Genomic DNA, 19755 nt, shown 5'->3' on the forward strand with positions numbered 1-19755 from the left:
AGAAATGTCAAACGATGGTGGACAGATTGGTGGACAAAAAATAGAGCATTTTTGTCCACCAAAATATACTATCCGCCATTTTATTATGTATATAACAAATGTTCAATTACATGTTTTCCAACATATTCCTTAGTATAACAACCGCATCTCCAACGGTAAGTATACTATTTACGCTTAGCAGACGTCTAGTTGTAACTTGTCTAAAATCACATCTACGTGGATTTCTTCCTACATAGTTAATAATAGCAGCGAAAGTGTTACTTTGGTAATAAGCACTTTCTAGATTGCTCACAAATTGCATATTCATCTTTCCTTGCCTTAGCATAATCTTCTCACAGCCTAGACGTTTACCAAGTCGACGAAGAGTAACAACCTGCATGAGTTCCTCTCCCTCCTTTGGAGTTTCACCAAATCTATCAATAAGTCGTTTCCTATATAATGCCAGTTCATCATCGTCATTGATACTATCAAGTTCGCGATAAAGTAGCATTCGTTCGCTGCTTCCAGGAACATAGTTGTCGGGGAAATACATCTCTAAATCGCTTTCAATGGCGCAATCTTCAACAAACTCATCACCAGTGATATTTTTGCCTTCAGCCATTTGTTGGGCGTAGACATCCTGAAACTCATCGTTCTTTAGCTCTGTTACGGCCTGATTGAGAATCTTCTGATATGTTTCATATCCTAAATCTTCCATGAATCCGCTTTGTTCTCCTCCAAGAAGATTACCGGCTCCACGAATGTCAAGATCCTGCATAGCAAGATTAAAGCCACTTCCCAAATCAGAGAATGTCTCAAGAGCTTCCAATCGACGGCGTGCCTCAGATGTAAGTACACTCTTTGGTGGTGCAAGAAGATAGCAGAAAGCCTTTCGGTTGCTGCGTCCTACTCTGCCGCGCATCTGATGAAGGTCGGAAAGTCCGAACCTATGTGCATCATTTATTATGATTGTATTGGCATTACTTATATCTATACCGTTCTCAATAATAGTTGTTGACAGCAGCACATCATAGTCGTAGTTCATAAAGCCGACAAGGATTTTTTCAAGTTCCTCTGGCTTTATTTGTCCATGACCTATGGCAATACGGCAATCTGGTACATATTTATGTATAAGGTTAGCTATCTCCTGTAAGTTGCTAATACGGTCGTTTACAAAGTAAACTTGTCCGTTGCGGCTCATCTCAAAGTTGATAGCATCTGCTATAACTTCGTGACTGTATGTTGCCAATTCTGTATTTATAGGGTATCTGTTTGGTGGCGGAGTGCGTATAATACTCATATCACGTGCCCCCATTAACGAGAACTGCAATGTGCGCGGTATAGGTGTAGCAGACATGGTGAGCGTATCAACATTAGTCTTGAACTTGCGGAGTTTCTCTTTTGTAGACACACCGAACTTTTGTTCTTCGTCAATGATGAGGAGACCTAAATCATGCCACTTAACAGAGTCGCCAATAAGTTTGTGGGTTCCAATTAATATATCTATCTTTCCTGATTCTAGATCTTCGAGTACCTGTTTCGTATGTTTTGTGGAACGTGCTCTTGATAGATATTCAATTCTGACAGGCATGCCTTTAAGACGACTGAGGAATGTTTGATAATGTTGATAAGCTAATACAGTTGTAGGTACGAGTATTGCAACCTGCTTACTGTCACATGCGGCTTTGAAAGCTGCGCGGACAGCAACTTCTGTCTTTCCAAAACCTACATCACCACAAATAAGTCGGTCCATAGGACGTGCACTCTCCATATCATTCTTGACATCTTGTGTTGCCTTGCTTTGATCTGGAGTGTCCTCGTATAGGAAACTAGCCTCGAGTTCATGCTGCATATAACTGTCACTACTATATGCAAATCCCTTTTCATGTCGGCGTTGAGCATATAGTTTGATAAGATCACGTGCAATATCTTTGATTCGCTTCTTGGTTTTCTCCTTAAGTTTGTCCCAAGCTCCGCTTCCAAGAGTGCTAAGACGCGGAGGTTCCCCTGTATCACTGCGTCTATATTTGCTTATTTTATATAATGAGTGGATGCTGACATCTACCTTGTCATTATGTTGGTAGATGATGCGTATAACCTCTTGATAGCTGTTACCGGCTGGTACACGTACAAGACCGCCAAACTTACCAATACCGAAATCTACATGAACAATAAAGTCTCCAGGTTCCATTTCCTGAAGCTCTTTCATCGTGAGGGCGATCTTTCCTGTTCTAGCACTATCACTCTTCAGATTGTATTTATGGAAACGGTCAAAGATCTGATGATCAGTGAAGAGGCATATTTTTAAATTGGAATCGGAAAAGCCCTCATGAATAGTTTTATTTACAGGTTCAAAGACTATTGAATTTGCTTGTGGCGAATCCATATCAGCAAATATGTCTTTTAATCTTTGTGTCTGCTTTTCACTATCTGCAAGTATATAAAGTTTGTAACCTTTAAGAATATAATCCTCAAAAGCCTGTGTTAGTAAATCAAAGTTTTTATGGAAAAGTGGTTGTGGAGTGATGGCAAACGTTATGGATGCATCGCGAACAGCTGTGTTTTGCGAAGAATGCTTCACTGCAGACTTAACGTTTGGTCCAAATTCAATACGACGGAACGCTGCTGCATCTTCAGTGAATTGATATGGGCTGACAAGTGACTTATCACGGTTCAGTTCATCCACAATCTGCTTTTGTTCAACCTCTGTAGCACCTTCAAGTCTATCAGTAAGAGCCTGTGAAGAGAAACCGTCCTTGTATATCCGTTCGATAACATCGTGGATATATGTGAAGTCCTTCATGACAAGGAACGTGTCGTCGGGTAGAAATTTTAGAAAAGAGATCTTTTCTGAGGTCGTATTCATTAGTTGAGGAACCACCTCAATGCTGTCACGTTTATCTTTTGATAACTGGTCCTGTACTTGAAAAGTACGGATAGTATCTATTTCATCGCCAAAGAAATCTATACGGAAAGGATATTCACAACTAAAAGAGTATACATCCAATATGCTACCACGAACAGCAAACTGCCCCGGTTCGTAAACATAATCAGTTTCAGTGAATCCATATTCACGCAATATATGTTCTGCATCAGTTATGTCGATATTCTGTCCTTTCTTCAAGGATAATCGTCTTTCGTCAAGTCGCTTTTTTGATACAACTAACTCTGCTAGAGCATCAGGATATGACACGATGAACAATGCTTTGTTTGCATTATTACGTGAAGCAACTTTGGCTAGAACTTCAGTACGTAGTATTTCATTCGCACTATCGCGCTGTCCATGCTTGGCAGCACGTTTATATCCAGAAGGGAAAAACAGTACATTGTCTGACTCCATAATCTGCATGAGGTCATGATACAAATATCCAGCCTCGTCAGCATCTTGAAGTATGAATAAAAACGTGTTGTCGAGTTTGTCAGAAAATGCAGAGAATACTACCGGAGTGGCAGAACATGACAATCCCTTCAAAAAGATATTACCGACGGTATTATCTTTAAGTAACTTCATCAAAGCTCCAATTTGAGGAGCTTTACCATAAATATTTCTTATTTCTTTAATGTCCAATTCTAGTCTTTTATCTTGGGATATTTACGAAGCCAACCGTCAAGTCTGAGACGCATAACTCCGAAAAAAGCTTCGCCAAAAATACCACCGTTCATCTTACTCACTCCTTCACGACGATTAACGAATATTACAGGAACTTCCTTAATCTTAAATCCTATCTTATAAGAAGTGTACTTCATTTCTATCTGGAAAGCATATCCTTTGAAACGTATATCATTTAAAGATATTGTTTCGAGTACACGCCGCTTGTAGCATACAAATCCAGCAGTAGTATCGTGAACTTTGAAACCAGTAACAATGCGCACGTATTGGGATGCGAAATAGCTCATCAGTACTCTGCCGATAGGCCAATTAACAACATTCACTCCGCTGACATAGCGTGATCCAACAGCAACATCGTTGCCTTCATCATGAGTAGCTGCATATAGACGTGGTAAATCTTTGGGATCGTGGCTGAAATCAGCATCCATTTCAAAAATATAGCCATACTCGCGATTCAATGCCCATTTGAAACCTGCAATATAAGCTGTGCCAAGTCCTTGTTTTCCCTTGCGTTCAATGATAAATAAACGGTCAGAGAATTCAGTATCAATCAAACGATGCACAATAGCGGCAGTTCCGTCAGGACTTCCGTCATCAATTATAAGAATATGAAAACATTTTTCAAGACTAAATACAGTACGTATAATATTTTCAATATTCTCTTTTTCGTTGTATGTGGGAATAATTACGATAGAATCACTTTCATGCATAGCTATTCAATATTTTAATATTTTGCAAAGATAGTGCAAGTTGTGAGAAGAACAAAATAAATAACAAAGTTTTTATTTTATTGGTCTGGGTTTTCAACAAAGCCTTGGTATTCAGGAGAAATGGCACTCATTACGGCTGCATAGCTTTTTTCCATTTGGTTCTTAACATTCTCTGGTCCTTTGCCGATTGGTGCAATTGGCTTATGGATAGTGAGCTTAAGTGGATGCCAGAATATCCAATACTTATCTTTCATACGTGGTTTAACATCAAAGCTTCCGTTTATTGTCAATGGTACAACAGGTAACTGAAGATCGTCGGCAAGCATAAAAGCACCACGACGAAATACTCCCATATGTCCTGTAAATGTACGTGCACCTTCAGCGAAAACTACCAAAGACATACCTTCTTTCAATATAGAGCGTGCCTGATCATAGGTTGCCCTTATCTTTGATGGTCCACTCTTGTCGACAAAAATATGATGTGCATATTTACAAGCGGTGCCAATCAAAGGTATTTTACCAATACCTTTTTTCATCATCCACTTGAAATTTCTTCCAAGAAAACCGTATATCAAGAAAATGTCAAAAGCTCCTTGATGATTTGCTACAAAAACATACGACTGTTTTGGATCAAGATTCTCACGTCCTTCAACCTTAACAGGAAGAAGAAGTAGTCTTATCCACAACCAAGACCACCATTTACCTGGATAGTATCCCCAGAAATGTCCGTTACCAAGCATGCAGCCTATAACTGTTGCTAATGATGTGAAAATGCTGTCGACAATTAATATCGGCAGACAGATAAACAATTGGTAAAGTCGATAAAGATATTTCATATTGTCTTATTGTTTTTATTTCTTTATTTTCAATGTTATGATGGTGATCTCTGGAGGTACACCGAGTCTGAAAGGAAGCAATGCACCTATTCCGCTAGTTACATATAGATAACGGCCTTGTTTTTCATAAAGTCCGCGATCATTTGGATATACTAAAGCAGAAGGACGCAATCCAAATATGCTGATTTGACCTCCATGTGTGTGACCGCTAAGTGTTAATGCAGCATTGCTCTTTGGTAGTATTCTAGATTGCCATGTCATTGGATCATGTTGCATAAGTATCACGCAATCGTTTTTCTTTACTCCTCTCATAGTCTTTTTCATATCAGACCAGTCTGGAAAACGTCCTGTTCCACAGTTGCCTTCGCCTGCTATGATAATAGAATCTTTGTGATTTGCAGAATAATATGCTTTATGTTCATTGTTTAGAAGCTGCCAACCTATTGATTTTTCGTATTCACGCAATTTACGTTCGTTTGATGCTTTTTCCTGTGGTGTCCCAGTTTGGTACATGCTATAATCATGATTTCCAAGTATACTATAAACAGGTACATTCGTGTTTTTTGCTATTCGTGATAGAAGGTTCTTGTAACGATATAGCTCTGAAGGCTTGATGTTTTGTAAATCCCCGGCAAAGCAAATGATGTCAGGTTTGAGAGTTGATATCGTGTCAATGTCACGTACAAGGCAGTCTTCCATGATGTTATGGAAAGAGTTAATGTGAGCGTCTGAGAATAAAACGATTCTCAGTCCATTAAAGCTTTGTGGAAGTCCCTTTATCGGTATCTCAACATTTACGACTTTCAGTTTTCGTGGTCCGATAGTGAATCCGTATACAATCATAATGACAGAAACTACAGAAAGAAGTATTCCTATTATGCTTCCCCAATTATGAGGTGTTTTATGATATACGCAGTGTCTCCAGCCAAGAAATGAGCATACTGAAAATATTATTTTTGGAACTGCGAATATACCCAATATCATTACGTATCCCACAAGAATACGCATGTCGTCAGGCGCGAACTCTTTGCTAAATGCGAAATGCAGGCTAATTATCATTATTATCGTGGCTGGTGTCCACCACACGAGTCGTTTCCATAGGTTGTAATTTGCCCTATGTCTTAGATAATGCATGTCTATATATAAGTCGGGGAGCACTATCGCCAGTATAATCAAAATTATTATCTTTGCTACCATTAATCAATAAAATATAAATGCTAAAGCATTATACAACTTTCAAAAACTTTTTCACTAATTCTACAGGTATACCTCTTCTGTTTGCATAATCAACAATCTGGTCGTTGCCAATTCTTCCCAAATCAAAATATTTGCTTTGTGGATGCGAGAACATGAAACCACTTACACTAGCATGGGGAGTCATCATTCCATTCTCGGTAAGTCTTATTCCTATTCCTTTCATGTCGATGATGTCGCTGATTATGAAGTTGAGACTTGTGTCTGGTAATGAAGGATAACCAACAGCTGGTCTTATCCCCTGATATTCTTCATTATGAGTCTGCTTCATTGTAAGTTTCTCATTTGGAGCATATCCCCAATATTTGCGTCTTACTTCCTCGTGCATTCTTTCTGCAGTCCCTTCAGCTAATCTATCTGCAAGCACTTGAGCCATCATCCGCTTATATTCATCATTGATGTATTTTTTCTGCAACTCAGCGTCTACTGTTGTTGCAAATAAGCCAACTTTATCTTTTATGCCAGTTGAAGCTGGACGTACAAAATCTGTCAGACATAAATTTGGTAATCCATCAGCGATAAGTTTCTGCTGTCTGAGCATTGGAATTCTAATGCCGTTTAATATCAAATCATCGCCATCACTATTGGCGTCAAGAATGTCAAATACAGCATGAGTATGATATTTGCCATACCATTCATGCAACATCTGCTCGGCATCACCACGAAGCTTCATTTTTTCAGCTTCTGGTTTGCCGTTCATGTTCCATGCATGATAGAAATAAATCCAGTTAATGTATGGTTCTATATCCTGTATGTTATAATGAATGGTCATCTTTTTAAAATCAAGCGGCTAAACATTGAACGCAAGAGCTTCGCCTCTGCTGGCATCTATTATGTTATCGTTATCATAAACAATGTTACCGTTGCATATAGTTGTTTTAACCTTATTATTATAAATATGTCCCTCCATAGGACTCCATTTACATTTGCTTTTTATTATTTCTTTAGTAACTTCCCATTTACACGATGGTTGTATCACAACAATATCTGCCTTATATCCTGTACGCAGGAATCCGCGCTTGTTTACATGAAAAAGAGTTGCTGGATTATGGCACATTAATTCAATAAGACGCTCAATAGAAAGTATGCCTTCGTCGACAAGTTCAAGCATTGTGACAAGTGAGAACTGAATCATTGGCATACCAGAAGCAGCTTTACTGCATCCTCCTTGTTTATTTTTGAGCTCATGCGGTGCATGGTCTGTGCCTATAGTCGTAATCCTACCGTCATTTAAAGCTTTTCTTATCTCATCTCTGTCATGTTTTGTTTTTATGGCAGGGTTACATTTTATCAATGCGCCTAAAGACTTATAAGCTTCATCGTAGAAATAAATATGTGCTATTACAGCTTCTGCTGTTATTTTATCATCGTCACCGAAAAGTTCAAGTTCACTTGCTGTTGTAACGTGTGCAACGTGTAGTCTGGTGTTATACTTTTTTGCGAGGTTTACAGCTGCTGATGTACTTTTATAACATGCAAGTTCACTTCTTATCAATGGATGCATTGTTATATCAGGATCGTCATTTTCCTGTTTTGCCACATTCATATTGGCATTTATGATATCGGTATCCTCGCAATGGGTCATCAATATGATGTCGTTGTCAGCGCAAGTTTTAAATATATTATTCAATGACTCAGCTTTGTCAACAAGCATATTACCAGTACTTGCGCCCATAAAAAGTTTTATACCAGGAATAGTATGGCGGTCGAGCGAGTTGAAAGTTTCGGCATTTGATGTTGTTGCTCCATAGAAAAATCCGTAATTTACAAGACTATTCTTTTGGGCAATATCTAATTTGTTATTAAAAGCTTCTATTGATGTGGTTTGGGGAGAAGTGTTAGGCATATCCATATAGGATGTAACACCACCGCAAGCTGCAGCTCTGCTTTCGCTTTTTATGTCAGCTTTATCAGTCAACCCTGGTTCGCGGAAATGCACGTGGTCGTCAATGACTCCTGGAATAACAAAACACCCCGAGGCGTCTACAATCTTGTCGTAGGCTCCGCGGGGAGTTTCACCTTCAGCATAGACTCCGGATATAATATCATCAGTGATTACAATGTTGCCCAATACAGAGCAACCTTCATTAACTATTGTTCCACTTTTTATTAATATTCTCATCTTAAAGGTTTTATGAATTCTGTAACCTTATCTCGTCATAGGCGCCGAAGATGGGGTTGCCATCTGGTTTGGTGTAGGGGCGGCGTTAGGTTGTGCTGGAGCTTGCGCTGGTTGCGAGTTCGCTGGAGCACCACGCATGCCGTTCATTATCTGTTGGTTTTCAAGGGCTTTTTTGTAATAGTCCTTAACATATTGGTCGTTTTTGAAATTATCTGTAGCCCTGCTCATAATGTCTTCTATCCATGGTGTTAGTTCTGGATATTTGTAACCAATAGTTACCATGAAGAAAACACCTGGACCAAGAATGTTATCAAAGTTTTCGGTAACAAAACTCGTAATCAAATTGTCTTCCTGTTGAGATAAATGTGCAGCTTCCTTGTTAAGGTTGGCATTTACAATATTCATGTTTCTACCGTTCATGATAGCTTGGTCATGCTTGTGAACAAGTTCGTTTTCAAGACTCTTCATTTGATTGTATTTATTGAAGAATTTGAATAGCTTATCATTAAGCGGAGTTCCGCTTACTGTCTGCTGTGTGTTGTCTATCTTAATGTTGATGTCGCCATCTTCAATAACTAGAGGTAATACGCTTTCGTCATCCATAAAGATGTTTGCCATTCGTACAGAGTCGAAGGCTCCTTGGAAGTGAAATTGCCCATGAACAACATCACATGAGTCTATAGTCTTGAATTCATTGTTTTTTAAAACTTTCAGATATAGCATTCTTCCATCAAGGTTAGAAACATTTGATGTGCCGATTACATTATATGATTTACCACATGACGTTAGCGTTAAAGCTAGTAGTGATATAATTGGATACAAAAATTTTATCATAAACAGTTTTCATTTTTCTTTAAAAGCAAAGATAACATGTATAAATGAGGTTCGAAAAAAAATTCATGCTATTTAAATTATATAACACAACTTTTATATTATTTTCGTAATTCAGATACCTGTTTTCCTTTGGATACTATATATTAGAGTTATTTTTCTTTTCTTTCTTTATTTCCCATTCAATTCTGTGCATGGTGTATATTTCCAATATTGCAGCAATTAGCAGAAGTACCACCCACTTATTATATATATAAGAAAGATAGTCTATTGAATTGCTGAATGCTGGACGTATGAAACCATAAACATTGTCTACCATAAGAATCCCTGAGAATATGAATACCATATCAGCTAAATTCATTATGTTCTTCAACCTGCGAACAGTTATGCTATTTCCTTCGTACTCCTGCATCATCTGCATCGTAGCAAATAATATTGTACCAACAAGGAACAGCCAACTAACTATTTGCTGCTTAAACATAAAAACGAAGCAGCCAACACCGATAACCATCAATATGCCGCCAAGCAAAAATAAAATGCTTTGTAACTTATTTTGTTGTTTCATCATTAGTATTTATAGGCTTCTCGTCATCACTAAGTACATAGATGTCTTCGTCATCAGCTTTCATGAAATAACGTTCACGTGCAATCTTTTCGATAGTCTTCGGATTTTGTCTTATCTCTCTCAGCTGTTTGGAGTCATCTTCATACTGTTTGTTGTATTTCTCGATATTGCTCTGCAAATCACTTATCTGCAGTTCAAGTTGGATACGTCTCATAAAGCTGTTCTCGTCGATAAATCCAACGATGAGAACACCGAGCAGCGTCACTACAAGATACTTATAGTGAGCGATAAACCCCCATACAACACCTAAACGACTTGCCATAATTATATTATTTGTTTGCAAAGATAATAATTTTTACTATCTTTGCATCATCAATTCTAAAAAATAATGGAAGAATATATTGTTTCTGCCAGAAAATACCGTCCAATGACATTCGACTCGGTTGTCGGGCAAAGCGCACTTACAACGACATTGAAAAATGCTGTTAAAGGTGGACGACTTGCTCATGCATACCTTTTCTGTGGCCCAAGAGGTGTCGGAAAGACTACTTGTGCACGTATTTTCGCAAAGGCTATCAACTGTGAGCACCCACGCGAGGATGGTGAAGCTTGTAATGAATGCGAGAGTTGCAAATCTTTTAATGAGCAACGTTCTTATAATATCTTCGAACTTGATGCAGCAAGCAACAACTCTGTTGAGAATATCAAGGCTCTGATGGAACAGACTCGCATTCCGCCGCAGATAGGACGTTATAAGGTCTTCATTATTGATGAGGTTCACATGTTGTCTACAGCTGCGTTTAATGCATTCCTTAAAACTCTTGAGGAACCGCCTGCTCATGTAATCTTCATCCTTGCGACAACAGAAAAACATAAAATTCTGCCGACAATCCTTTCACGTTGTCAGATATATGACTTTGAACGTATGACTGTTTCCAATACGATTAACCATCTTAAGAGCGTTGCTGAAAAAGAGGGAATTAAGTATGAGGAAGAGGCTTTGAGCGTAATTGCAGAAAAGGCTGATGGTGGTATGCGCGATGCTTTGTCTATATTTGATCAGGCAGCAAGTTTCTGCATGGGAAATATTACTTACCAGAAAGTCATAGAAGACTTAAATGTTCTTGATTCCGAAAACTATTTCAAAATCGTGGAATACTCTCTGACAAATAAGGTGAGTGAGATTATGCTTTTGTTGAATAACATCCTTGGTAAGGGATTTGATGGTGGAAATCTTATAAATGGTTTGGCTAGTCATATACGTAATGTACTTATGGCTAAAGACCAACAGACTTTACCGTTGCTAGAGACAAGTGAGCAACAACGTCAGAAGTTTTATGAGCAGGCTCAGAAATGTCCTGTGGATTTTTTATATAAGGCATTGAAAGTTCTTAATCAATGTGATATAAACTATAAGCAAAGTAGCAACAAGCGACTGCTAGTTGAAATTACGCTTATTCAGGTGGCGCAGATAACACAGTCGGATGATGATTCGGCAAGTGCGGGGCGCCGCCCTAAAAGATTAAAATCCCTGTTTAAGAACCTGATTTTATCTCAGCAAAAGGCAGCATCGCAGGTAGCTGCCGCTAAGAGTCATGTCTTGTCTCCAAGAGACAGGAGTAAAGAGGTTACTCAGGAACCTCAAGAGGAAAACGTATCTATAGTAACAGCTTCGGTACCCGATAAGGGTTCCGATTCGCAACAAAGAGCATTTGGAACGGCAAAACATAAGATAAAGTTGAATAATATCGGCTTTACATTTAAGTCTGCTAGAACAAAAAACGAAGGACTGGCTGTAGATTCTGACGAAAAATATAAAACCAATAAGGAAGAAGTTGGTCACTTCTCACAAGAGGATTTGGAAAGATGTTGGTTGGGCATGTGTACTAGAATGCCACAAACATTGAAAGGTATAGCTTCGCGTATGAAGAATATAACTCCTAAAATTTCTGATTATCCTGTGATAGAAGCTGTTATAGATAACCAGATCTTATTAAATCAGATTGATGAGATTAAGCCGAGAATCAGAAAAACACTTGCCAGTGATCTTCACAATGGTAATATAAAGATAAATCTAAGACTGGCTGAAGCCGCTGAGGTAAAACAAATAATGTCTAAACGTGATGTTTTTGAGTCTCTAAAGAAAGATAATGAATCGTTTAGCAAACTATGTAAGAATCTAGAACTTGATCTTACATAATGTTGTGGTTTCTGTTTTACAGAAATTATATATATATAGTTGTTTTTAATTATAGACTCCACTCTATCTGAAAAAGTTTTTTATGGGGATATCACCCGCTAAATTGCCCAAGAATTAAAAAGGTTTCGCTTTTTTTATAATAGTCGATGTTACTATAATTAAAAAGCAATCGGGATAATCTAAATATTTAGATTATCCCGATATTCATTATATCAATAATTATCAAATAAGTGGCATTCCTAAACTTTCGCATTCGCTACGCATATCCTTTGGCCAAATGCTAGCCTGTATTTCTCCGATATGTGCTTTATGAAGCATTATCATGCAAAGACGGCTTTGACCTATACCTCCACCAATGCTTAGAGGAAGTTTGTCTTCAAGTAATTGCTTGTGGAAATATAGTTTTTCGCGATCTTCCTTACCTTCAAGTTTCAATTGGCGTAATAAGGCTTCTTTATCTACTCTTATACCCATAGAACTCAATTCAAATGAGCGTTGAAGAACAGGATACCAGATAAGAATATCACCATTAAGACCGGCTTTTCCATTTTCAGCGATTGTACTCCAATCATCATAGTCAGGAGCACGACCATCATGTTTCTTGCCATCACTCAGTTTTCCTCCAATTCCTTCAACAAATACGGCACCGTATTTCATGCATATAGCATCCTCGCGTTCTTTAGGAGACAAGTCTGGATACATATCAATAAGATCCTGACTGTGAACGAAATGAATCTCACGAGGAAGGAATGGTTTTATTTCAGGGTAAGTCTCACATGTTAGGTATTCTGTTCGTAATATTGCGGCATATATGCGTCTTACTACGTCTTCTAGGAATGAAATTGTGCGCTGCTCTTTTGTTACAACAGCTTCCCAATCCCATTGGTCTACATATAGTGAATGAAGGTTATCTAATTCTTCATCAGCACGAATCGCGTTCATATCAGTATATACACCATATCCTGGCTCAATATTGTATTCCGCAAGTGTAAGTCTTTTCCATTTTGCTAGAGAATGAACAACTTCTGCCTTTGCGTCGCCTAAATCCTTTATTGGAAATGTAACAGGTCGCTCAACGCCATTAAGGTCATCATTAATTCCAAGACCTTTCAAAACAAACAGAGGTGCCGTAACACGACGAAGTCTTAATTCAGTAGACAGGTTCTGTTGAAAAAAATCTTTTATAAGTTTTATACCTTGTTCTGTTTGCTTCATGTCTAGAAGCGCCATATAACCATCAGGTTTTATCAATTTGCTCATCTCAATAAGTTTTATTATTCTTATATGCTTGCAAAGATAAGAAATATTAATTATATTGCAAGCTTTTTGCTTATTAATTTTGCAAAAAGAAAGTTCTTTTTGTTATTTGGTTTCTATTTGGATATTGTTAGCATCTTTAGGAAAAAAACTTTTAAGTAATCCGTCACATCCGTCTTCAATTAAGTCAAGAGCAAGTTTAAAATCAGCAGATCCGCCATAATATGGATCTGGAACAGAGTTGTTTGAATGCTGACTAAAGTAATTAGACATACGTATTACCTTTGCAAGGTCTGATTTAGATTTAGCCATACTTGTTATTATGCGATAGTTTTCTTCGTCCATCACAACAATATAATCAAACTTGTTAAAATCATCAAGTTTAAATTGTCGTGCATGATGATTTATGTCATATCCACGTTTACTGCCATGTGTTCTCATTCTGCTGTCTGGTAATTCTCCTATATGCCAGTCTCCTATACCTGCAGAGTCCACAACAAAGTTGTTTTCAAGTCCACGCATTGCTATCATTTTACAGAAGACGGCATGAGCAGCTGGTGAACGGCATATATTTCCTAGACATATAAAAAGTAAACTTACTGTGGGGGCTTGTTTTGTATTCATAATAATATATATTCAATTAAGTTGCAAAAATACAAAAAATATATCTCAGATAAACACAAAATCTTAATAAAAAATAGATGTACAAAAAATCCACATTCATTAGAATCGCTATTCAATGAACATGGATCACATTTTCTCGACTAATAAATTTTAACTTGTTTACAAATGCCGATTTTCACAAACCAAAGCAGATGAATTTACTTCTAATTAAATTTAAAATTGAATTTTCGATTGCAATTTTAGCGTTTTTATTCTATAACGGACTTACCAATACCACAAAAAGACTTACCACCACACGTTATTTTAACGTAAGGTAACAGTAAAAGTAAAAAATAAACTTTTTTTTGCACAAAGATATTCGTAAAATTAGCCTTTGTTCTTAGCTCTGAATTCTGACGGAGTTACACCAAAGCGTTGCTTAAAAGCGCGATTCAAAGCTGGCGGATTTGAATATCCGCATGATAATGCAAGTTCACTAACCATACGATTTGTCTTTAAAAGCTGTTGTGAAATGTATAATATTCGTTTCTCACTTGTCCATGCCGATAATGTTGTTCCGAGTTCAGAATAAATATAATCTCTTAATTCGTTTTTGTCAACCCCCAAAGCTTCAGACACAACTTCCAATGTGGGATTGCTTGTGTAGAAAGGGTTGTTAATATGCTGTCCCATGAGTTTTTTTAATTTTCCATGAATAACAATATTCATTTTGGATAGTTCCAAAGAGTAATGAATAAAGTTTCTATATATATAGTATGTGCGCGCAATCATTATCGTCATGAATATATTTGTGAGTATTCTTGGGAGTAACGATGGTAAAAAGTTATTGATCATCATCCATACGAATAATATTAAATATATTGCTATATCGATAATCTCATCACGGCGCATAGACAAAACGTTTTCTGTAGTTAATTGTGTGAGACTTTTACGAAAATGAAAATATGAGTCAATGATTATTCCTATCATTAGCATGTATCCAGATATAATTATTCCAATCCATACAAGCCTTGCTATGAACACTGCAGATAAAAGTCTGTCATTTTGAAATATGCTTGATAGAGTGTAAATTTTTGAATAGCAACCAGATATGAGAACAAAAGCATGTACTAGCAATAATACCACTGGATATTGAAGAAGAAATAGCCAAACAACCAAATTTTTATGATAATTACGTCCGAAATAAGCAGAAGAAAATAGGGTGAACATTATAAATGTTATATAAAGAAAACCTATGGGCTCTGTTGCAAAAACTTCGATACCTTTCTTTGAACATATGCTGAATGTGGATATAGTATATATTGCAAACATAATATAAACTGATATAAAGAAACGTCTACGAAACTGAAAGTGTGGAAAGTTCAATCGCTGCGCCTTACCATACATAAATATTATGATAAAAAATATAGCTATTAGTAAGATAATATTAGTAATGTAGAAAGTAGTAATCATTTTGTGTAATTTTAAATTTTACAAAGATACTGCAAGACAAACACAAAACAAAATAAAAAATGTATTTTTTATCGTTGAGGTTTAGTCTGTCTTCACTAAATGTAAATATACAATAACTTAGTTGAAAAGCAAAAAAGAATAAGTCTTATTTTGTTTCCTTGTTATATCTATATTATATAATACAGAAATATTGTGCAAATAGGGTCGAAGAGTTATGTCATAAAAATAAATCAAACGACAATTTATATTGATAACTTTGTATAACGGCACCTAAACTTATGAAACACACAAATGTATCTTATCTTTTGGAAATTAGGGATTTTATTTGTAATTTTGCAAAACTGTTGGTCTTGTAGCTTAGTTGAATAGAGCGTCAGATTCCGGTTCTGAAGGTCGCGGGTTTGAATCCCGCCAAGATCACTTTTCATTAGAGTGAGACTACTGATAATCATTATTTTATGGATGTTTTAATCTGGATTTATATAAATATCCGAAAAAATATGTATATTTGCATTTCAGAAGCTCACATTAAGCGAGACGTTAAAGATTAATACACAATTAAAGGCTTATATTCTATTCAATTATATGGAATTAACTGAAAGATTTATTAATTACACAAAGTTTGACACACAGTCTAGTGAGGACTCAGACAGTGTCCCTAGTACGGCGAAACAGATGGAGTTCGCCAAGTATTTAAAACAAGAGCTTGAGGACGAAGGACTCTGCGACGTAGAGATGGACGATATGGGTTACATCTATGCCACCCTAAAGGGTAATACCAAGAAGAAGACACCTACCATAGGCTTTATCTCTCATTATGATACAAGTCCTGATGCAAGCGGAAAAGATATCAAGGCTAGGATTATAAAGAACTACGATGGAAAGGACATTGAACTATCTCCAGGTATAGTTTCTTATACATCTAAGTTTCCTGAGCTAAAGGAGCATGTTGGTGAAGATATAATCGTCACAGACGGAACTACTCTTCTTGGTGCTGACGACAAGGCTGGTATTGCTGAGATCGTACAGGCTATGTGCATTTTGCGCGATAACGATGCGATTAAGCACGGCGACATACGTATTGCATTTAATCCTGATGAGGAAATAGGTCTGGGTGCGCATCATTTTGATGTTGAAAAGTTTGGTTGTGACTGGGCATACACTATGGATGGCGGTGACTTGGGCAACCTTGAATATGAGAATTTTAACGCTGCTGGTGCTAAGGTCCACATTAAAGGTGTAAGTGTTCACACTGGATATGCAAAGGGTAAAATGATTAATGCAAACAGACTCGCTTGTGAATTTAATAGTTTGATTCCTGAGACAGATATTCCTGAAGCAACAGAGGGATACCAAGGCTTTTATCATTTACTGAATATAGACAGTCGTACAGAGAGCGCCAAACTTAGCTATATTATTCGTGATCATGAGCGTGAGAAGTTTGAAGACCGTAAGGACTTTATGGAAGATTGTGTTAAAAAAATGAATGAAAAATATGGTGAAGGTACTGTAAGTATTGAAATTCATGACCAATATTATAACATGAAGGAGAAGATAGATCCTAATATGCATGTTATTGATATCGTGCTAAAGGCGATGCAGGAAAGTGGAGTTCCACCAAAAGTTGAGCCTATACGTGGCGGAACAGACGGAGCACAGCTTAGTTTCCGTGGACTACCATGTCCTAACATCTTCGCAGGTGGCGTGAATTTCCACGGACCTCATGAGTTTGTTTCTATTCAAGTCATGGAAAAAGCTGTTGAAGTAATTACCAAGATTTGTGAAATTACTGGTACTTACAACGATTAAATATTATTCCCGACTTTCTGGATAATTTATGAAAGTCGGGAATGTTAATTTTTACGCTACCAGTATTCTTTTTATAATTCCACGATAAAAACTGTAAAAACCGAGATAATATGGCTGAGATACCAAATTTAATAAATGATCTTGCGCTGATACTTATTGTAGCAGGAATAGTTACTTTGGTATTCAAGCGACTAAAACAACCTATTGTATTGGGGTATATTGTGGCAGGATTTCTTGTTTCTCCACACATGCCATATACAGTTTCTGTAATCGATAAGATAAATATACAGACTTGGGCAGATATCGGTGTGATGTTTCTCTTGTTTTCTCTTGGACTTGATTTCTCATTCAAGAAGATTCTCAAAATGGGCATGGCGCCTATAATAGCGTCTGCAACCATAATCTTTTCAATGGCAACATTGGGAATGCTTGCAGGTTATTTCTTCAATTGGAGCAAGATGGACTGTATGTTCCTCGGCGGTATGCTTGCTATGTCGTCAACAACAATAATATATAAGGCTTTTGACGATTTAGGATTGCGTCAACAACGTTTTGCTTCACTTGTCATGAGTGTGCTTATATTGGAAGATATACTTGCTATTGTGATGATGGTTATGCTTAGTGCACTTGCAAGCGGTAGCAATCCTGATGGCGGAGTGATGATCGGCTCTATAGTTAAAATAGCATTCTTCTTAGTCTTGTGGTTTGTCGTCGGAATATTTCTAATCCCTTTATTTTTCCGCCACACAAGAAAGCTTATGACTAATGAGACAATGGTGATAGTGGCTCTGGGACTGTGCTGCTTTATGGCTGTGTTGTCAACAAAAGTTGGATTCAGTAGTGCTTTCGGAGCATTTGTAATGGGAAGTATCATTGCGGAGACCGTTGAAGCTGATAAAATTATAAAACTAGTAGAACCGGTAAAGAATCTTTTCGGAGCTGTTTTCTTTGTATCAGTAGGTATGTTGGTGGATCCAAAGGTGCTGGTTGAATATTCCGTGCCAATATTTGTATTGGTGATGACAATATTGTTTGGACAGGTTATATTTGGAACTGCTGGCTTTATGTTGGGTGGTCAGCCACTGAAGACAGCAATGAAGTGTGGCTTCTCTATGGCACAGATTGGAGAGTTTGCATTTATCATAGCTTCATTGGGATTATCGCTTGGTGTTATTGGCCGTTTTCTTTATCCTGTTGTCGTGGCTGTGTCCGTGATAACAACGTTCCTAACTCCTTACATGATTAGGGCCTCTGAACCATGTTACTTATATCTAGAAAATCATTTGCCCAAAAAATGGGTTCGAAGAATGAATCATTTGGGGAATGCTCATGTTAATTCATACGAGGAAGTAAACGATTGGAGAAAATTGTTGCGCAAGATGCTTTCAAATACACTTATCTATGGTATATTGTCTGCAGCTGTTATAATACTGATGTTTACGTTTGTACTCCCTTTGAGTCGCCATTTGTTTGGTCATTGGATAGGTAATGCTGTTTGTGGAACATTGACCGTAGTAATTATATCGCCATTTTTGCGCTCTATGATGATGAAGAATCTGCATAGTGATGAGTTTAATCGCCTATGGACAGAAAGTAGATTGAATCGTCTGCCTTTGATTTTCACTATTATGGTAAAAGTAATTGTGGCATTGGCATTCATATTTTATATATGTAATTATCTCACGCGCTTTACGGATGCTCTTGTGGTTTGTATCGCCTTGTTTGTGCTATCGCTAATGGTGCTTTCAAGAAGTCTAAAACATGAAAGTATAAAACTTGAGCGACTGTTTATAAATAATTTGCGTTCAAGAGAGATTGCTGCACTAGTCAATGGCAAGCGACGTCCGCTTTTTGAAGGACATCTTCTTGAAAGAGATATTCATATAAGTGAATTTGAGGTTCCTGAAGATTCCACTTGGATAGGACGATCTCTCAGAGATCTGAAATTTAGAAATAGGTTTGGTGTCCATGTAAGTAGTATATTGCGTGGTTCTTTGCGTATTAACATACCTAACGGATCTTATATTATTTTCCCTGCAGATAAGTTATTTGTCATAGGTGATGATGAACAATTAAACAATTTCAGATTAGCGATAAAGCATGAACTTATACCTGAAGATCCTGATATAGAAAAGCGCGAAATGAAATTAAGAAAGGTTATTATTTCAGCTAAAAGTTCGTTTATAGGTATGACTTTGAAGGAGAGTGGCATCCGCGACCAGTTTAACTGTATGGTTGTAGGAGTTGACGAGGGGCAGAAGAACTTGACACTAATAGATCCTGCACGTAAGTTTGAAAAGGGAGATGTTATGTGGATTGTTGGAGAGGAGGACTCATTGAAGGAATTGCATAAACAGATGTAATTTGTTATATTAAATGCCGTTGGGGATTATCCATTTATTAAAGGGAAATCCCTATTCATTAATATGGAATTTATTTTTTAAGATATTTAAATTTGTGTTATATTTGCAATATAGAAATAAACCAAAATATAATAACTTAAAGA

The 19755-nt window shown here is 37.2% G+C and carries 15 protein-coding genes and 1 tRNA gene; 4 read left to right on the top strand and 12 right to left on the bottom strand.

What is annotated here, in order from left to right:
* Positions 1-106 precede the first annotated feature (106 nt).
* The 9 genes from mfd to B045_RS0107445 all read right to left on the bottom strand — a co-directional run bounded on the left by mfd (position 107) and on the right by B045_RS0107445 (position 10229).
* Positions 107-3490 carry a transcription-repair coupling factor gene (gene mfd / locus B045_RS0107405; protein WP_404827972.1) on the bottom strand — a complete coding sequence of 1128 codons (3384 nt, stop codon included), beginning with the start codon at positions 3488-3490 and terminating at the stop codon, positions 107-109.
* Positions 3491-3549: 59 nt separating this feature from the next.
* Positions 3550-4299, bottom strand: coding sequence for a polyprenol monophosphomannose synthase (locus tag B045_RS0107410; RefSeq protein ID WP_018463643.1), 750 nt, complete (start codon positions 4297-4299; stop codon positions 3550-3552).
* Positions 4300-4376: 77 nt separating this feature from the next.
* Positions 4377-5135: a lysophospholipid acyltransferase family protein gene (locus tag B045_RS0107415; protein ID WP_025884120.1), complete on the bottom strand. Its 759-nt coding sequence runs from the start codon at positions 5133-5135 to the stop codon at positions 4377-4379.
* 15 nt (positions 5136-5150) lie between these two features.
* Positions 5151-6269 (bottom strand): metallophosphoesterase, encoded by a 1119-nt coding sequence (locus tag B045_RS0107420; protein ID WP_240470559.1) that lies wholly within the window; start codon positions 6267-6269, stop codon positions 5151-5153.
* A gap of 91 nt (positions 6270-6360) precedes the next feature.
* Complete coding sequence (locus tag B045_RS0107425) at positions 6361-7161, bottom strand: vitamin B12 dependent-methionine synthase activation domain-containing protein (protein WP_018463646.1); 801 nt, start codon at positions 7159-7161, stop codon at positions 6361-6363.
* An 18-nt stretch (positions 7162-7179) separates the two neighbouring features.
* The gene (locus B045_RS0107430; protein WP_018463647.1) at positions 7180-8511 is read right to left on the bottom strand and encodes a dihydroorotase; all 1332 of its coding nucleotides are present in this window, start codon (positions 8509-8511) and stop codon (positions 7180-7182) included.
* 27 nt (positions 8512-8538) lie between these two features.
* Positions 8539-9345: a DUF4369 domain-containing protein gene (locus B045_RS0107435; protein WP_018463648.1), complete on the bottom strand. Its 807-nt coding sequence runs from the start codon at positions 9343-9345 to the stop codon at positions 8539-8541.
* Between the two features lie 136 nt (positions 9346-9481).
* Complete coding sequence (locus tag B045_RS0107440; RefSeq protein ID WP_025884119.1) at positions 9482-9907, bottom strand: hypothetical protein; 426 nt, start codon at positions 9905-9907, stop codon at positions 9482-9484.
* Complete coding sequence (locus B045_RS0107445) at positions 9891-10229, bottom strand: FtsB family cell division protein (protein WP_018463650.1); 339 nt, start codon at positions 10227-10229, stop codon at positions 9891-9893. The genes B045_RS0107440 and B045_RS0107445 overlap by 17 nt, the downstream gene beginning before the upstream one ends.
* Before the next feature lie 66 nt (positions 10230-10295).
* On the opposite strand from B045_RS0107445, the gene B045_RS0107450 reads away from it, so the two are divergent.
* Complete coding sequence (locus B045_RS0107450) at positions 10296-12107, top strand: DNA polymerase III subunit gamma/tau (protein WP_018463651.1); 1812 nt, start codon at positions 10296-10298, stop codon at positions 12105-12107.
* Between the two features lie 222 nt (positions 12108-12329).
* On the opposite strand, the gene asnA is transcribed toward B045_RS0107450, so the two are convergent.
* The 3 genes from asnA to B045_RS0107465 form a co-directional block, all read right to left on the bottom strand.
* Positions 12330-13367, bottom strand: a complete 1038-nt coding sequence (gene asnA / locus B045_RS0107455) for an aspartate--ammonia ligase (protein ID WP_018463652.1) — start codon at positions 13365-13367, stop codon at positions 12330-12332.
* A 102-nt stretch (positions 13368-13469) separates the two neighbouring features.
* The gene (locus tag B045_RS0107460) at positions 13470-13988 is read right to left on the bottom strand and encodes a low molecular weight protein-tyrosine-phosphatase (protein ID WP_018463653.1); all 519 of its coding nucleotides are present in this window, start codon (positions 13986-13988) and stop codon (positions 13470-13472) included.
* 366 nt (positions 13989-14354) lie between these two features.
* On the bottom strand, positions 14355-15299 hold the full coding sequence (locus B045_RS0107465; RefSeq protein WP_162163163.1) for a helix-turn-helix domain-containing protein: 945 nt from the start codon (positions 15297-15299) through the stop codon (positions 14355-14357).
* Positions 15300-15786: 487 nt separating this feature from the next.
* Between B045_RS0107465 and B045_RS0107470 the strand changes: the two genes are divergently transcribed.
* From B045_RS0107470 to B045_RS0107480, 3 genes are all read left to right on the top strand, one after another.
* A tRNA-Arg gene (locus B045_RS0107470) sits at positions 15787-15860 on the top strand.
* A 165-nt stretch (positions 15861-16025) separates the two neighbouring features.
* On the top strand, positions 16026-17249 hold the full coding sequence (gene pepT, locus B045_RS0107475; RefSeq protein WP_018463655.1) for a peptidase T: 1224 nt from the start codon (positions 16026-16028) through the stop codon (positions 17247-17249).
* Positions 17250-17359: 110 nt separating this feature from the next.
* Positions 17360-19612: a cation:proton antiporter gene (locus B045_RS0107480; RefSeq protein ID WP_018463656.1), complete on the top strand. Its 2253-nt coding sequence runs from the start codon at positions 17360-17362 to the stop codon at positions 19610-19612.
* The last annotated feature ends 143 nt before the right edge of the window (positions 19613-19755 follow it).

The organism is Segatella paludivivens DSM 17968 = JCM 13650, assembly GCF_000373185.1.
GTDB classification, from domain to species: Bacteria; Bacteroidota; Bacteroidia; order Bacteroidales; family Bacteroidaceae; genus Prevotella; species Prevotella paludivivens.

Coding starts and splice junctions, on each gene's coding strand:
- mfd (WP_404827972.1), bottom strand. CDS start 3,490: ATGAAGTTACTTAAAGATAATACCGTCGGTAATATCTTTTTGAAGGGA.
- B045_RS0107410 (WP_018463643.1), bottom strand. CDS start 4,299: ATGCATGAAAGTGATTCTATCGTAATTATTCCCACATACAACGAAAAA.
- B045_RS0107415 (WP_025884120.1), bottom strand. CDS start 5,135: ATGAAATATCTTTATCGACTTTACCAATTGTTTATCTGTCTGCCGATA.
- B045_RS0107420 (WP_240470559.1), bottom strand. CDS start 6,269: ATGCATTATCTAAGACATAGGGCAAATTACAACCTATGGAAACGACTC.
- B045_RS0107425 (WP_018463646.1), bottom strand. CDS start 7,161: ATGACCATTCATTATAACATACAGGATATAGAACCATACATTAACTGG.
- B045_RS0107430 (WP_018463647.1), bottom strand. CDS start 8,511: ATGAGAATATTAATAAAAAGTGGAACAATAGTTAATGAAGGTTGCTCT.
- B045_RS0107435 (WP_018463648.1), bottom strand. CDS start 9,345: ATGATAAAATTTTTGTATCCAATTATATCACTACTAGCTTTAACGCTA.
- B045_RS0107440 (WP_025884119.1), bottom strand. CDS start 9,907: ATGAAACAACAAAATAAGTTACAAAGCATTTTATTTTTGCTTGGCGGC.
- B045_RS0107445 (WP_018463650.1), bottom strand. CDS start 10,229: ATGGCAAGTCGTTTAGGTGTTGTATGGGGGTTTATCGCTCACTATAAG.
- B045_RS0107450 (WP_018463651.1), top strand. CDS start 10,296: ATGGAAGAATATATTGTTTCTGCCAGAAAATACCGTCCAATGACATTC.
- asnA (WP_018463652.1), bottom strand. CDS start 13,367: ATGAGCAAATTGATAAAACCTGATGGTTATATGGCGCTTCTAGACATG.
- B045_RS0107460 (WP_018463653.1), bottom strand. CDS start 13,988: ATGAATACAAAACAAGCCCCCACAGTAAGTTTACTTTTTATATGTCTA.
- B045_RS0107465 (WP_162163163.1), bottom strand. CDS start 15,299: ATGTTTGCAATATATACTATATCCACATTCAGCATATGTTCAAAGAAA.
- pepT (WP_018463655.1), top strand. CDS start 16,026: ATGGAATTAACTGAAAGATTTATTAATTACACAAAGTTTGACACACAG.
- B045_RS0107480 (WP_018463656.1), top strand. CDS start 17,360: ATGGCTGAGATACCAAATTTAATAAATGATCTTGCGCTGATACTTATT.